This is a genomic window from Tepidimonas sp. (assembly GCF_046292505.1).
GTDB lineage: Bacteria > Pseudomonadota > Gammaproteobacteria > Burkholderiales > Burkholderiaceae_C > Tepidimonas.
This window is the reverse complement of the sequence record NZ_JBKBQX010000005.1, coordinates 23,406-37,506: the sequence shown is the minus strand read 5'-3', so window position 1 is coordinate 37,506 and position 14,101 is coordinate 23,406. Positions and strand designations below refer to the sequence as shown.

The window sequence follows — 14,101 nt, the reverse complement described above, 5'->3', positions numbered from 1 at the left end:
CTTGCGGCCATGGGCACGATGAACGTCTCCCTGCCGGGCAGCCTGCGCGATTTCGTCAAGCAGCAGGTGCGCACGCGCGGCTACGGCTCCGCCAGCGAATACGTGCGCGCGCTGATCCGCGCCGACCTCGAGCGCCAGCGGTGGCGCGAGCGGCTGCTGGAAGGCGCCGCCTCGCCCCCTGGCGCGCGCGCCGATGCGGACTACTTCGCCCGGCTGCGCGCGCGTGCCACGGCCACGCCGGCCGCCGACGCGTGAGCCGCAAGCCCGCCGTCCTGCGCCAGCGCGCCGAGCAGGACATCGACGAGGCGCTGGCGCACTGGCTCGCGGAGGGCGGGCCGGCGCTAGCTGGCCGCTTCGTCGACGCGCTGCAACAGGCGCTGGAACACCTGTCGGCGCACCCCGGCAGTGCCTCCCCGCGCTGGGGTCACGAACTGGGACTGCCAGGCCTGCGCCCGTGGCCGCTGACGCGCTTTCCGTACCTGATCTTCTTCGTCGAACGACCCGGGCATCTGGACGTCTGGCGGGTGCTGCACCAGCGGCGCGACCTGCCCCAGGGCCTGCTGGACGACGAACCCAACCTGCCCGACACCGACTGAATGGCCAAGGACCGCTCGCTCTACCTCTGCCGCGCCTGCGGCGGCAGCACCCCGCGCTGGCACGGGCGCTGCCCGCACTGCGGGGCGTGGAACACACTGGAAGAGACCGTCCCGGCGCCGGAGCCGGCGGCGAATGCGCGCGGACGCTTGAGCGCCCTTCGGCAGGGGCTGGCGGCGGAAGGGACGCTCGCGCGGCTGGCCGACATCGAGGCCGCCGACGTCGCCCGCACGCCGACGGGCTTGGCGGAACTGGACCGCGTGCTGGGCGGCGGCGTGGTGCCGGGGGCGGTGGTGCTGATCGGCGGCGACCCGGGCATCGGCAAGTCCACGCTGCTGCTGCAGGCGCTGGATGCGCTGCAGCGCGCCGGGCTGCCGACGCTCTACGTCACCGGCGAGGAAAGCGGCGCGCAGGTGGCGCTGCGCGCGCGCCGGCTGGGCTTGGGCGACAGCCAGGTGCCGGTGCTGGCCGAGATCCGGCTGGAGGCGATCCTGGCCACGCTGCAGCAGCAGCGTCCCGCCGTGGCGGTGATCGACTCGATCCAGACCGTCTACACCGAGCAGCTGACCTCCGCCCCCGGCTCGGTGGCGCAGGTGCGCGAGTGCGCCGCGCTGCTGACGCGCGCCGCCAAGGACAGCGGGGCGACGCTCGTGCTGGTCGGCCACGTCACCAAGGACGGGGCGCTGGCGGGCCCGCGCGTGCTGGAGCACATGGTGGATACGGTGCTGTACTTCGAGGGCGACGCGCACAGCAGCTTTCGCCTCGTGCGCGCGATCAAGAACCGCTTCGGCGCCGTCAGCGAGCTGGGCGTGTTCGCGATGACGGAGCGGGGCCTGAAAGGCGTCGGCAACCCCAGCGCCCTGTTCCTGAGCCAGCACCGCGAACCGGTGCCGGGCAGCTGCGTGCTGGCGACGCTGGAAGGCACGCGCCCGCTGCTGGTGGAGGTGCAGGCGCTGGTGGACGCCGGCGGCCCCGCCCCGCGGCGGCTGAGCGTGGGGCTGGAACGCGACCGCCTGGCGATGCTGCTGGCGGTGCTGCACCGCCACGCCGGCATCGCCACCGGCGACCAGGACGTGTTCGTCAACGCGGTGGGCGGCGTGCGCATCGCCGAGCCGGCCGCCGACCTGGCGGTACTGCTGGCGGTCACCAGCAGCCTGCGCGGGCGCGCGCTGCCGCGCGGCTTCGTCGCCTTTGGCGAGGTGGGCTTGGCGGGCGAGGTGCGGCCGGCGCAGCGCGGGCAAGAACGGCTCAAGGAAGCCGCCAAGCTCGGCATGGCGGTGGCGGTGGTGCCGAAGGCCAACCTGCCGCGCAAGCCCGACGCGGCGTTCCTGCGCGCCACCGAGGGCCTGGCGCTGCACGGCGTCGAACGCGTCGAGGAGGCGCTGGAGGTGGTGCGGGGGTTGGGGTGACCGCCCCGACGCCGGCATTTGACAGCGCCGTCCTGGCCATCGGACACTTCGAAGATTCGGGACATCCTGCTTGGAGGTGACCATGAGAACCCCCGTATTTCGGCCTGGTCAGCGGTGGCTGCAGTCGGCGTGCGCGGCTGCCGCCGTGATGACGACTCTGCTGCTCACCCCCGCCGCGCGCGCCAGCGACGCCGAGGCGCTGTGGCAGGCGCTGGCCACGCGGCCGAACATGGTCGTCGTGATGCGGCACACCGACGCCAGCGGCCGCGACGGTTCGGCGTTCGACGCGAGCGGTCAGTGCCGCGGCGAGAACATGCTGACCGGCAAGGGGCGACGCGACGCCGAGGCGATCGGCAAGGCGTTCGCCGCGCACGGGCTGCCGCCCGAGCGGTTGCATGTCGTGGCCTCGGCGATGTGCCGCACGCGCGACACGGCGCGGCTGGCATTCGGCAAGGCCGAGCTGGATGCCCGGCTGCGCGAGTTCCTCTCCGGCCGCGGCGGCTCGCTCAACGAGGCGATGGACGCCGCCGAGGAATGGATCCGGCGCCTGCGCGGGCCCAATCCGCTGGTGCTGGTGACGCACCTGCCCAACATCGACGCCCTGACCGGCGAGCAGATCGATTTCAACGAGGCCGTCGTCACCGAGAGCGACGCGCAGGGCCAGCTCAAGGTGCTGGGCGTGCTGCGGCTGCTGCCGTGAACGGCGCCCACCGCGCCTGCGGGAAATCCCTGCTTGAACCGTGGTCTTGACGCCCTAGGATGCCGGTACCGGTTGGGGCTTGCGTTTTGTCAAGCCCGACCACTCGTCACCCATCGCATCAGGAGGAGACCCATGGCACCCAACCCGCACACCCTGCCCCCCACCGTGTCCGCAGCGAGCGGCGCCGCCACCCCGTGGCCGCGCCGGCGCGTGCTGCAGGCGGGCCTGGCCGTCGGCCCCGCGGCGTGGCTGGCCGGCTGCGCCAGCGTCACCGGACAGGCGCGGCCGCAGGTGGTGGTGGTCGGCGCCGGCTGGGGCGGGCTCGGCGCGGTGCGCGCGCTGGCGGCCGAGAAGGCCGCCGACATCGTGCTGGTGGAGCCGAACGACCGCTTCATGTCCTGCCCGATGAGCGGACACTACGTCGCCACGGTCGGCAAGCTGGAAGACCTGCTGCACGGCTACGAGCGCGTCGATGCGCTGCCGGGCGTCAAGCGCGTGCGCGACCGCGTGCAGGCGATCGAGCGCGACCGGCGTGAGGTGGTGCTGGCCGGCGGCCAGCGGCTGCGCTACGATTATCTGGTTCTCTCCCCCGGCATCGAGTACATGGAGGAGAGCCTGCCCGGCTTTGCCGCGGCACGCGAGGCGCTGCCAGTGGGCTTTCGCGCCTTCGAGCACCAGGCGGTGCGCGCGCAGGTGGAGCGCTTCCTGGCACAGGGCGGCACCTTCGTGATGAGCGCGCCCAAACCCCCGTACCGCTGCCCGCCGGCGCCGTACGAGCGCGCGATGCTGATCGCCGAGCAGGTCAAGAAGCGCGGCGTGCGCGGCAAGGTCGTCTTTCTGGATGCCAATGCGGCGCCGATGCCGGCGCCGACCGCGCAGCCGATCCTGGGAGCGCTCAAGGCCTACGCCGACGTGATCGACTACCGCCCCGGCGTCGAGCTGCAGGCGGTGGATGCCGGCCGGCGCACGCTGCAGACCAGCGCTGGTGAGCTGCGCTTCGACCACGCCAACCTGGTGCTGCCGATGCGGGCCAACGGGCTGGTGCGGCAGGCGGGGCTGGGCCAGCGCTGGGCGGACGTGGAGCTGCCGACCTTCCAGGCCAAGGCGGACGCGCGCATCTTCGTCATCGGCGACGCCCAGGGCAGTCCGCAGCCCAAGAGCGGGCAGGTGGCGTTCGGCCAGGGCCGCGCGGTCGGCGAGGAAATCGCGCGCCGCCTGCGCGGCGAGGCCGCCCCCGTCCCGAAGGGCGAGATCGAGCTGCCGCTGGGCATCTGCTGGGCCGCCACCTCGCACGACGAGGCGATCAACGTCAACGTGGTGACGACCATGGCCCCCGGCCAGGCGCCCAGGCTGCGCTTTACCGTCGATCCGCAGCCCAGCGCCCGCTCCGGCACGGCGGCGTGGAGCTGGGCGCGCGGCATCTGGCGCACGATGCTGGGTTGACGACAGCGCGGCGGCGTGCGCCGCGGCGCGGAGCACGCTACACTTGCGCCTTTCGACCTCCAAGCCGGCCGCTGCGGTCGGCGTGGGTTCCCTTACCCCACTCATCAAAAAGGATCGTCCATGGCCTTCGTCGCCACGGCGCCAGCGTCGCGCCCGTCCCATCCCCTTCCCCCAGAACATCTGCCGCGTGTGCTGGCGGTGCTCGCGCTGCTGCATGTGCTCGTCATCATCGCCAGCAACGTGTTGGTGCAATGGCCGTTCGAGATCGGCGGCGTGCACACCACGTGGGGCGCGTTCACCTTCCCGCTCGTGTTCGTGCTGACCGACTTGACCGTGCGGCTGCTCGGGCCGGAGGTGGCACGGCGCGTCGTCGCCCGGGTGATGCTGCCAGGGCTGGCGGCCTCCTACGTCGTGTCGGTGCTGTTTGTCGACGGGCGCTTCGCCGGCTGGGCGGGGCTGGCCACGTTCAACGACTTCGTCTTCCGCATCGCGCTGGCGAGCTTCGCCGCCTATGTGGTCGGCCAACTGACCGACATCGCGGTGTTCGCCCGGCTGCGCCGGCTGCGCGCGTGGTGGGTGGCGCCGGCCGCCTCGACCCTCGTCGGCAGCCTGATCGACACCTTTGTCTTCTTCGCCGCGGCGTTCTGGCGCAGCCCCGACGCCTTCATGGCCGAGCACTGGGTCGAGATCGCCGCCGTGGACTACGCCACCAAGCTCGCCTTCAGCCTGCTGGCGCTGCTGCCGCTGTACGGGGCGGCGCTGCGCGCGCTGCTGCGCCGGCTGCCCACCGCCCCACTCACCCCCCAGGCCATCTGAGCCTGCTGGCCGGCACCGCGCCCACTGGGCCGGGCGCCGTGTCGTTACACTAGGCGCCACCCTGCAACCTGCCGCGGGCGCTCGGCGCCTGCGGCCTTTACGCCTTCGCGCGCGCGAGACCGTCCACCTTGTTCGCCCTGTTCGACGACGCCGGCAAGCTGCACGCCGGCCGCATCCTGTCCAGCACCGACGCGTCGGTCCAGCTCGAGCTGGACTCGGGCCGCCGGGTCAAGGTCAAGGCCGCCCATGTGCTGCTGACCTTCGAGCAGCCGGCACCGGCCGAGCTGCTGGCACAGGCCGCGGCGCTGGCGGCCGACATCGACCTCGACCTGGCGTGGGAGTTTGCGCCTGACGAGGAGTTCGGCTTCGCAGAACTGGCGGCGCTGTACTTCGATGATCCGCCCAGCGTCGTGCAGCAGGCGGCCACGCTCTTGAAGCTGCACGAGGCGCCGCACTACTTCCGCCGCGCCGGCAAGGGCGGGCGCTTCCGCAAGGCGCCCGCCGACGTGCTGCAGCAGGCGCTGGCCGCCATCGAGCGCAAGAAGGCCGTGCAGGCGCAGATCGACGCCTGGACCGCCGAGCTGGCGGCCGGCCGCTGCCCCGACGCCGTGCGCGCGCAGCTCTACCGCATCCTGTTTCGCCCGGACAAGAACGCGCCCGAGTACAAGGCCGTGGTGCATGCCGCGCGCGAGGCGCACCTGGCACCGCTGGCGCTGCTGCAGCGCGCCGGGGCCATCACCAGCGCCTACCAGTTCCACTGGCAGCGCTTTTTGTTCGAGCACTTCCCGCGCGGCACCGGTTTTCCGGATCTGCCGGCGCCGCCGCTGCCCGAGGATCTGCCGCTGGCCGACGGGGTGGCGGCGTTCTCGATCGACGACTCCAGCACGACCGAGATCGACGATGCGCTGAGCGTGCAGGGACTGGGCAGCGGCACGGTGACGCTGGGCATCCACATCGCCGCGCCGGCGCTGGCGATCGCACCGGACAGCGCGCTGGATGCCGTGGCGCGCCAGCGCCTGTCCACCGTCTACATGCCAGGGCACAAGATCACCATGCTGCCCGATGCGGTGGTGCAGGCCTACACGCTGCGGGAGGGGGCGCCGCGACCGGCGGTGTCGCTGTACCTGACGATCGACGAGGGCACGCTGGAGGTGCGCGGCGCCACGACGCGGCTGGAACGGGTGCCGATCGCGCACAACCTGCGCCACGACCGGCTCGACACGGTGGTGACGGCGGCGTGGCTGGAGGATCCGGCGCGCGCGCCCGAGGCGCCGCCCGAGGTGGCGGCACTGCAGCCGCAGCTCGCCTTTCTGTGGCGGCTGGCGCGGGCGTGCAAGGCGCGGCGCGAGGCGGTGCGCGGCCGGCCCGAGACCTTCACCCGCCCGGACTACACCTTCAAGCTGGAGGGTGTGACGGGCCCGGAACCGACCGGCGAGGAGACGGTGGTGATCGGCACGCGCGCGCGCGGCGCACCGCTGGACCTGATGGTGGCCGAGGCGATGATCCTGGCCAATAGCCACTGGGGCCAGTGGTTGGCGAGCCTGGGCGTGCCCGGCATCTACCGCAGCCAGGCGAGCCTGGCCCCCGGCGTCAAGGTGCGCATGGGCACCAAGGCGCTGCCGCACGCCGGCATCGGCGTGCCGTGCTACGCGTGGAGCACCTCGCCGCTGCGGCGTTACACGGACCTGGTCAACCAGTGGCAGATCGTGGCCTGCGCGCGCCATGGCACCGCAGCCGCGCTGGCTGCCCCGTTCAAACCCAAGGACACGGCGCTGCTGGCCGTCATCAGTGCGTTCGACGCCGCGTACACCGCCTACGGCCAGTTCCAGAGCACGATGGAGCGCTACTGGACGCTGCGCCACCTGCGCCAGCAGGGCATCACCGAGCTGGAGGCCGCCTACCTGAAGGACAACCTGCTGCGCGCCGAGACGCTGCCGCTGGTGCTGGCGGCGCTGGGCACCGATGGACTGCAGCGCGGCGAGCGCGTGCGCGTGCGGCTGGGCACCCTCGACGAGGTGACGCTGGAGGTGACCGGCACGGTGATCGAGAAGCTGGGTACCGTCGAGGCCGTCGCCGAATCCGAGGACACGCTGGAAGGCGAGGCCGAGGAACCGCTGGCTGCGCCGCTGGCGATCGCCGTGGCCGTGGACGACGCCGACGACGGCGCCCCACCGGCGGCTCCGGCCCCGTAGCGCACGCTGGGAGCGAGCCGCCGATGGTCCTGACTCGTGCCCTCGCATCGCTGTCCGCCCGCTTTCGCGCCGACCCGCTGCCGTGGGCCCTGGCGGTTTCGTTGGCGGTGCATGCCGCGGTGCTGACGGTGCGGTTCGTGCCGCCGCTGCGGCCGGAGCGCGTGTTGCAGGACACCCCGCTGGAGGTCATCCTCGTCAACGCGCGGGGAGAACAGGCGCCGGAGCGGCCCCAGGCCATCGCGCAGGCGAATCTGGCCGGCGGTGGGGATGCCGACCGGGGGCGAGCCACCTCGCCGCTGCCGCCGTCCATGCTGATGCGCGCCGGCGATGCCCTGGACGACGAGGAGCAGCGCATCGAAGCCATGAAGGAACGGCAAAGCCGGCTGCTGGCCCAACTGCGGCAAGAGATCGCCCGGCTGAGCGCCCCCCAGCCCGCCGATGCCAGCGACGCCCAGGCCCGTGAACAGCGCCGGCAGGCGCTGGTCAAGACGCTGGCCGAGATCGAAAAGCGCATCAACGAGGAAAACGCCCGGCCGCGCAAGCGCTACATCAGCCCCGCCACGCGCGAGGAGGTCTACGCGCTGTATTACGACGAGCTGCGCCGGCGCATCGAGGACCGGGGCACCGCGCAGTTTCCCGAACAGGGCGGGCGCAAACTCTACGGCGAGCTGACCATGGTCATCACGGTCAACCACGACGGCCGCGTGCTCGACACCGAGGTGGTGCAGGGCTCGGGCATTCCGTACCTGGACAGCCGCGCACAGGCGATCGTGCGCAGCCTGCAGTTCGCGCGCTTCAACCAGGCCATGCGCCAGCGCGCCGACCAGATCGTGGTGGTGTCGCGCTTTCGCTTCACGCGCGACGCTGGCCTGCAAACCCAGATGAGCGGCACCCGCTGAGCCCCTCGCCCCACGGCCGCGTCCCACCATGCCTGCCGCCCACCGCCCCTCCCGCCCCGCCGCGCCCCTCCGCGCCTCGGCCCCCGTGCCCTGGCTGCGCGGCGCGCTGCGGACCGCCGGTTGGATGTTGACCGCCGCCGTGCTGCTGCAAGGGGTGTTCGCGGCGCGCATTGCCCTGATGGCGGTGGCGGACCCGCAAAGCACGGCCTTCCAGCGCTCCGAAGCGTGGCGGCTGGCCAGCCAGGGCCACGGCCTCGGGGATTGGCGCCAACGCTGGGTACCGTACGAGGCCATCTCGCCCCACCTGCGGCGTGCCGTCGTGGCATCGGAAGATGCCGGCTTCGTCGGGCACTTCGGCGTCGACTGGGCGGCCATCGAGGCGGCGCGGGCACGCAACGAACGGCGGCTGGCCCAAATGGCGTCGCGCGGCGGCGACGGGCATGTCCGCCCGGCGCGGCTCGCGGGGGGGTCCACCATCACCCAGCAACTGGCGAAAAACCTGCTGCTCTCGGGTGAGCGCACCCTCTGGCGCAAGGGACAGGAGCTGCTGCTGGCGTGGATGCTGGAGGCGTTGCTGGACAAGCGCCGCATTCTGGAGCTGTATCTCAATGCGGTCGAGTGGGGCGAGGGCGTCTTTGGTGCCGAGGCAGCGGCGCAGCGGTACTTTCGCAAACCCGCGGCGCGCCTGACGCCGGCCGAGGCGGCCCGCCTGGCCGTCCTGCTGCCCGCGCCCAAGTTCTACGAACGGCGCCTGCAATCGGGTTACCTGAACAGCCGCACGCAAACCATCCTGGCGCGCATGGAAGCGGTGCAGATCCCATGAACCGGCCACGCCCGCCCCGGCCGCGCCGTTAAGATCGGCGTCATGCGCATCCTCGGCATCGACCCCGGCCTGACGGCCACCGGTTTTGGCGTGGTGGACGTGGACGGCCCGCACATGCGCTATGTGGCCAGTGGCACCATCCGCACCAGCCCCGACGGCGGCGCGCTGCTGCCCCAGCGCCTGAAGGTGCTGTTCGACGGCATCGGCGAGGTGGTGCAGCGCTACCAGCCGACGGTGGCGGCGCTGGAAATCGTGTTCGTCAATGTCAATCCCCAGGCCACCCTGATCCTAGGGCAGGCACGTGGTTGCTGCCTGACGGCCTTGGTGGCCAACGACCTGCCCGTGGCGGAGTACACCGCCTTGCAGCTCAAAAAGGCCGTGGTCGGCTACGGTAAGGCGCAAAAAAGCCAGGTCCAGGAGATGGTGCGCCGCCTGCTCGACCTGCCCGGTCTGCCGGGCAAGGACGCCGCCGACGCCCTGGGCCTGTGCATCACCCACGCGCAGGTGGCGCGCACCACGCAGGCCATCGGCAAGGTGGCTGCGCTGCGGGCACGCACGCATGCGGCCTACAAGGACGGGCGCAGCTATTGAGGCGCAGCGGCTCTCTAGCCGATGCGGCTGAGGATCAGCACGCCGAAGAAGGCCAGCGCGGCGATCACGGTCCACTTCAGGATCACGATGCCCCAGCGCAGAAAGTGCTTGCGCCCGGTGCCCAGATAGAACGCAAAGCACAGCGCACTCGCGCCGAGCAGCGCAAACATCAGGAAGCGAAACAGGAACACGACGCGCTGCCCGTCAAACGATCACCGGGCCAGGGCCAGCCGAGCAAAACCCTGCGGGGCGCGCGCATCGTCCTCGAAGGTGACGATCTCGTACGCATCTGGCTGGGCGAGCAGTGCGCGCAACAACTGGTTGTTGAGCGCATGCCCCGAGCGGTAGGCGCTGTAGGCCGCCAGCAGCGGCCGCCCCACCAGGTACAGGTCGCCCATGGCGTCCAGAATCTTGTGCTTGGCAAACTCGTCGTCGTAGCGCAGGCCGTCGGCATTGAGCACCTTGACGTCGTCGAGCACGATGGCATTGTCCAGCCCGCCGCCCAGCGCCAACCCCTGCGAGCGCATGTGCTCCACATCACGCGTGAAGCCAAAGGTGCGCGCGCGCGCGATCTCACGCGCGTACTGGCCGCTGCCCAGATCGAATTCCACGCATTGGCCGGTGGCACTGACCGCGGGGTGGTCGAACTCGATCTCGAAGCGCAGCTTGAAGCCGTGGTAGGGCTCCAGCCGGGCCCATTTGAGGGTGCGGCCCTCGCCCTCGCGCACCTCGACCGGGCGCGTGACCCGCAAAAACCGCCGCGGCGCGCGCTGGGTCTCGATCCCGGCGCTTTGCAACAGATAAACGAAGGACGCCGCCGAGCCATCGAGGATGGGCACCTCCTCGGCAGTGATGTCGATGATCAGGTTGTCGATGCCCAGCCCCGCGCATGCGCTCATCAGATGCTCGACGGTGTGCACCCGAACGCCGTTGCGCGACAGGGTGGAGGCGAGCCGCGTGTCGGACACGGCTGCGGCACTGACGGGGATGTCGACCGGATCGGCGAGATCGACGCGGCGAAAGACGATGCCCGTATCGGGCGCCGCCGGGCGCAGCGTGAGCTCGACCCGCTCGCCGCTGTGCAGGCCCACGCCCACGGCACGCGTCAGGGTCTTGAGGGTACGTTGCGCAATCATGGGGTGGGATTGTAGGCGCGGGGTCGGATCCGCGCACGGCGAGGCGACGACAACCCGGCCGCCCGGCGGGGGGTGGCCGGCGGGCCGCGTCGGCATGACGGCCCGCCGGCAGGAGCGTTGCAGAGGCGCGGGGGTCAGTCGGCCTGCTTGCGCAGGAAGGCCGGGATCTCGAAGTCGTCCATGCCGCTGGAGGCCAGCGCCTCCACGCGCGAGGCGGCGCTGCCGGGATTGTTGCGGCCGTTGAGCCACACGCGCGGGACATTGGGGTGCAGGCCAGCCCCGCCGACACCGGCCGCGGCACCGGACGCCGTACCGGCGGCCCCCACGGGCTGGTTGAGCGTCGGGATGAAGGGCATGTTGTCGGTGCCCGTGCGCAGACCCTGCTGCGGCTGGGACTGCACCACCGTCAGTGGCTGGCGCTGGCCGTTGCGGTTCAGGCCAGTGGCCACCACGGTCACACGCAGCGCATCGCCCAGCGACTCGTCGTAGGCGGTGCCGTAGATGACGTGCGCGTCGGGGGCGGCGAAGGCCCGGATGGTGTTCATCGCCAGCTTGGACTCGGACAGCTTCAGCGAGCCCTTGGCCGCGCTGATCAGCACCAGCACCCCCTTGGCGCCGCGCATGTCCACGCCCTCCAGCAACGGGCAGGCCACGGCCTGCTCGGCGGCGATGCGCGCGCGGTCGGGCCCGCTGGCCACGGCGGTGCCCATCATGGCCTTGCCCGGCTCGCCCATCACGGTGCGCACGTCCTCGAAGTCGACGTTGACCAGCGCCTCGACGTTGATGATCTCGGCGATGCCGCCGACGGCGTTCTTGAGCACGTCGTTGGCGGCGGCAAAGGCCTCGTCTTGGGTGACGTCCTCGCCCAACTCCTCATGCAGCTTGTCGTTGAGCACGACGATCAGCGAATCGACGCTTTGCTCGAGTTCGCTGAGGCCCTCTTCGGCATTCGCCATGCGCCGTCCGCCCTCCCAGTCGAAGGGCTTGGTGACCACACCCACGGTCAGGATGCCCATCTCCTTGGCCATCTTGGCGATGACCGGCGCCGCGCCGGTGCCGGTGCCGCCGCCCATGCCGGCGGTGATGAACAGCATGTGCGCGCCTTCGATGCACTCACGAATATCGGCCTCGGCCATCAGTGCCGCCTCGCGGCCCTTGTCCGGCTTGCTGCCCGCGCCCAACCCCGTGCGGCCGAGTTGAATCAGCCGATGCGCCGACGAGCGCGCCAGCGCCTGCGCGTCGGTGTTGGCACAGATGAACTCCACGCCCTGCACACGGCTTTGGATCATGTGCTCGACGGCATTGCTGCCGCCGCCGCCGACGCCGATCACCTTGATCTGCGTGCCCCGGTTGAACTCTTCGACCTCGATCATTTCGATGCTCATGGAACGCTCCTTGCTTAACCTCAGAAATCTCAGAAATTGCCGACGAACCACTCTTTGACGCGGGTCAGCAGGCCCCCGACCGAGCCCGCTTTTTGCGCCACCTTCTGCCCGCGCAGGCGCGCCAGGCGCGCCTCCTCGAGCAAACCCATGACCGTGGCCGCGCGCGGCTGCGCGACCATGTCGCCCAAGGCACCGGCGTACTTGGGCACGCCGCGCCGCACGGGCTTGAGAAAAATGTCTTCGCCCAGCTCGACCATGCCGGGCATGACGGCGCTGCCGCCGGTCAGCACGATGCCGCTGGACAGCAGCTCCTCACAGCCGGACTCGCGAATGACCTGCTGCACCAGCGCGAAGATCTCTTCCACCCGCGGCTCGATGACGCCCGCGAGCGCCTGACGGCTGAGCAGGCGCGGGCCGCGGTCGCCGATGCCGGGCACCTCGACCTGCTGGTCCGGATCGGCCAGCAGCTGCTTGGCGCAGCCGCTGTCCACCTTGATGTCCTCGGCGTCCTTGGTCGGCGTGCGCAGCGCCATCGCGATGTCGTTGGTGATCAGGTCACCGGCGATCGGGATGGCCGCCGTGTGGCGGATCGCCCCGCCGGCAAAGATGGCCACATCGGTCGTACCCGCACCGATGTCCACCAGCGCCACGCCCAGCTCTTTTTCGTCTTCGGTCAGCACCGCCTGCGCCGCGGCCAGCGGGTTGAGCATGAGCTGGTCCACCTCCAGCCCGCAGCGGCGCACGCACTTCAGGATGTTCTCCGCCGCGCTCTGCGCGCCGGTGACGATGTGCACCTTGGCCTCCAGGCGCACGCCGCTCATGCCGATCGGCTCCTTGACCTCCTGGCCGTCGATGATGAACTCCTGCGGCTCCACCAACAGCAGGCGCTGGTCGGTGGAGATGTTGATCGCCTTGGCCGTCTCGATCACCCGAGCCACGTCCGCGGGACTGACCTCGCGGTCCTTGATCGCCACCATACCCTGCGAATTGATGCCACGGATGTGGCTGCCGGTGATGCCGGTGTAGACGCGGGCGATTCGGCAGTCGGCCATCAGCTCCGCTTCCTTGAGCGCCTGCTGGATGCTGGCCACCGTCGCGTCGATGTTGACGACCACGCCGCGCTTGAGGCCGTTGCTGGGCGCCACGCCCAGCCCGGCGAGCTTGAGGTCGCCGCCGGGCATGACCTCGGCGACCACCGCCATGATTTTGGCGGTGCCGATGTCGAGTCCGACCACGATGTCCTTGTATTCCTTGGCCATGATGCGTTCAGCGGGAGGGGTTGCGAGATGGAGACGACGCACTCCGGGCGGCGGCCGAGGCCGTCGTGCGCTTGGCTGCCGGCGCGTCGGGTTGGGTGGTCACGCCGCGCAGTTGCAGCGCGTAACCGTTGGGGTAGCGCAAATCGGCACTGACGATGTCGCGCGGCCCGTAGCGGGCCCGCAGCGCGGCCTGGGTGGTGACGAAGCGCTGCAGGCGCGCCAGCGCCTCGGCGTCGCCGCGGCCCAGCTCGATCGGGGCCCCGCTGTCGAGCGTCAGCCGCCAACTGCCCCGGCCGGACAGCTCCAACCGACCGATGTCGCGGCCCAGACGCTCGACCAGGGGCTGCAGCCGGCGGTACATGGACACCACCGCCTCGGCTTCGCCGGCGGGGCCATGCAGCGTGCTCCAGTGGTCGGCCGCCGGATCGTCGGGATCGGCCTCGAACACCTCGCCACGCACGCTGACCAGACGCCCGCCCGCCGGCTCGCCCCACCACGCCAGCGGCTCGTGCTCGCGCAGGGTCACGCGCAAACGGTTGGGAAACTGCCGCTCCACGACGGCCTCACGCACCCAGGGCAGGGCCTCGAAACGCTCGCGCGCCGCCGCCAAATCCAACGTCAGGAAGGTGCCGCGCAGGTGCGGCACGACCAGCGCCCGCACGGTCACCGCGTTCTGGTGCTCGACCTCGCCACGCAGCACGATGCCCTGCAGCGTCCACAGCGGATGCCGCGCCGCCCACACCCCCCCCGCCACGACCACGGCCAGGCCCGCGAGCGCGAACAGCGCCGCGGCGACGGCGTTCATCACGCGCACGTCGGGCGGCAGGGGCATCGGGGCGGCACGGGTGGCCATG

15 protein-coding genes are annotated in these 14,101 nt (G+C 71.4%); 10 read left to right on the top strand and 5 right to left on the bottom strand.

The window, feature by feature from the left end:
- Window positions 1-18 precede the first annotated feature (18 nt).
- From ACK4TH_RS03975 to ruvC, 10 genes are all read left to right on the top strand, one after another.
- Window positions 19-255, top strand: a complete 237-nt coding sequence (locus ACK4TH_RS03975; RefSeq protein ID WP_409623015.1) for a type II toxin-antitoxin system ParD family antitoxin — start codon at window positions 19-21, stop codon at window positions 253-255.
- Entirely contained in the window at window positions 252-596 is a 345-nt protein-coding gene (locus ACK4TH_RS03970) for a type II toxin-antitoxin system RelE/ParE family toxin (RefSeq protein ID WP_409623012.1), read from the top strand. Before ACK4TH_RS03975 ends, ACK4TH_RS03970 begins: the two co-directional genes overlap by 4 nt.
- Window positions 597-2,003: a DNA repair protein RadA gene (radA, locus tag ACK4TH_RS03965; protein WP_409623009.1), complete on the top strand. Its 1,407-nt coding sequence runs from the start codon at window positions 597-599 to the stop codon at window positions 2,001-2,003. It begins immediately after the preceding gene.
- 82 nt (window positions 2,004-2,085) lie between these two features.
- On the top strand, window positions 2,086-2,703 hold the full coding sequence (locus tag ACK4TH_RS03960; RefSeq protein ID WP_409623006.1) for a histidine phosphatase family protein: 618 nt from the start codon (window positions 2,086-2,088) through the stop codon (window positions 2,701-2,703).
- A gap of 132 nt (window positions 2,704-2,835) precedes the next feature.
- Entirely contained in the window at window positions 2,836-4,146 is a 1,311-nt protein-coding gene (locus tag ACK4TH_RS03955; RefSeq protein WP_409623003.1) for an FAD/NAD(P)-binding oxidoreductase, read from the top strand.
- Between the two features lie 120 nt (window positions 4,147-4,266).
- Window positions 4,267-4,962, top strand: a complete 696-nt coding sequence (locus ACK4TH_RS03950) for a 7-cyano-7-deazaguanine/7-aminomethyl-7-deazaguanine transporter (RefSeq protein ID WP_409623000.1) — start codon at window positions 4,267-4,269, stop codon at window positions 4,960-4,962.
- A 128-nt stretch (window positions 4,963-5,090) separates the two neighbouring features.
- Entirely contained in the window at window positions 5,091-7,154 is a 2,064-nt protein-coding gene (locus ACK4TH_RS03945; RefSeq protein WP_409622997.1) for a ribonuclease catalytic domain-containing protein, read from the top strand.
- 23 nt (window positions 7,155-7,177) lie between these two features.
- Window positions 7,178-8,053, top strand: coding sequence for an energy transducer TonB (locus tag ACK4TH_RS03940; RefSeq protein ID WP_409622994.1), 876 nt, complete (start codon window positions 7,178-7,180; stop codon window positions 8,051-8,053).
- 94 nt (window positions 8,054-8,147) lie between these two features.
- On the top strand, window positions 8,148-8,876 hold the full coding sequence (mtgA, locus tag ACK4TH_RS03935) for a monofunctional biosynthetic peptidoglycan transglycosylase (RefSeq protein ID WP_409623264.1): 729 nt from the start codon (window positions 8,148-8,150) through the stop codon (window positions 8,874-8,876).
- 42 nt (window positions 8,877-8,918) lie between these two features.
- The gene (gene ruvC / locus ACK4TH_RS03930) at window positions 8,919-9,467 is read left to right on the top strand and encodes a crossover junction endodeoxyribonuclease RuvC (protein WP_409622991.1); all 549 of its coding nucleotides are present in this window, start codon (window positions 8,919-8,921) and stop codon (window positions 9,465-9,467) included.
- A 14-nt stretch (window positions 9,468-9,481) separates the two neighbouring features.
- Here the strand turns inward: ruvC and ACK4TH_RS03925 are convergent, their stop codons facing one another.
- The 5 genes from ACK4TH_RS03925 to ACK4TH_RS03905 form a co-directional block, all read right to left on the bottom strand.
- Window positions 9,482-9,658 (bottom strand): hypothetical protein, encoded by a 177-nt coding sequence (locus ACK4TH_RS03925; RefSeq protein ID WP_197484492.1) that lies wholly within the window; start codon window positions 9,656-9,658, stop codon window positions 9,482-9,484.
- A gap of 21 nt (window positions 9,659-9,679) precedes the next feature.
- Window positions 9,680-10,603, bottom strand: coding sequence for a UDP-3-O-acyl-N-acetylglucosamine deacetylase (lpxC, locus tag ACK4TH_RS03920; RefSeq protein WP_068610939.1), 924 nt, complete (start codon window positions 10,601-10,603; stop codon window positions 9,680-9,682).
- Between the two features lie 134 nt (window positions 10,604-10,737).
- On the bottom strand, window positions 10,738-11,988 hold the full coding sequence (gene ftsZ, locus ACK4TH_RS03915) for a cell division protein FtsZ (RefSeq protein WP_409622987.1): 1,251 nt from the start codon (window positions 11,986-11,988) through the stop codon (window positions 10,738-10,740).
- Between the two features lie 29 nt (window positions 11,989-12,017).
- Window positions 12,018-13,247 (bottom strand): cell division protein FtsA, encoded by a 1,230-nt coding sequence (gene ftsA, locus ACK4TH_RS03910; protein ID WP_409622984.1) that lies wholly within the window; start codon window positions 13,245-13,247, stop codon window positions 12,018-12,020.
- 7 nt (window positions 13,248-13,254) lie between these two features.
- Complete coding sequence (locus ACK4TH_RS03905; RefSeq protein WP_409622981.1) at window positions 13,255-14,100, bottom strand: cell division protein FtsQ/DivIB; 846 nt, start codon at window positions 14,098-14,100, stop codon at window positions 13,255-13,257.
- Between the last annotated feature and the right edge of the window lies 1 nt (window position 14,101).

Excerpts from the sequence above, each read along its gene's own strand:
- ACK4TH_RS03975 (WP_409623015.1), top strand. The coding sequence starts at position 19 with ATGAACGTCTCCCTGCCGGGCAGCCTGCGCGATTTCGTCAAGCAGCAG.
- radA (WP_409623009.1), top strand. The coding sequence starts at position 597 with ATGGCCAAGGACCGCTCGCTCTACCTCTGCCGCGCCTGCGGCGGCAGC.
- ACK4TH_RS03960 (WP_409623006.1), top strand. The coding sequence starts at position 2,086 with ATGAGAACCCCCGTATTTCGGCCTGGTCAGCGGTGGCTGCAGTCGGCG.
- ACK4TH_RS03955 (WP_409623003.1), top strand. The coding sequence starts at position 2,836 with ATGGCACCCAACCCGCACACCCTGCCCCCCACCGTGTCCGCAGCGAGC.
- ACK4TH_RS03950 (WP_409623000.1), top strand. The coding sequence starts at position 4,267 with ATGGCCTTCGTCGCCACGGCGCCAGCGTCGCGCCCGTCCCATCCCCTT.
- ACK4TH_RS03940 (WP_409622994.1), top strand. The coding sequence starts at position 7,178 with ATGGTCCTGACTCGTGCCCTCGCATCGCTGTCCGCCCGCTTTCGCGCC.
- ruvC (WP_409622991.1), top strand. The coding sequence starts at position 8,919 with ATGCGCATCCTCGGCATCGACCCCGGCCTGACGGCCACCGGTTTTGGC.
- lpxC (WP_068610939.1), bottom strand. The coding sequence starts at position 10,603 with ATGATTGCGCAACGTACCCTCAAGACCCTGACGCGTGCCGTGGGCGTG.
- ftsZ (WP_409622987.1), bottom strand. The coding sequence starts at position 11,988 with ATGAGCATCGAAATGATCGAGGTCGAAGAGTTCAACCGGGGCACGCAG.
- ftsA (WP_409622984.1), bottom strand. The coding sequence starts at position 13,247 with ATGGCCAAGGAATACAAGGACATCGTGGTCGGACTCGACATCGGCACC.
- ACK4TH_RS03905 (WP_409622981.1), bottom strand. The coding sequence starts at position 14,100 with ATGGCCACCCGTGCCGCCCCGATGCCCCTGCCGCCCGACGTGCGCGTG.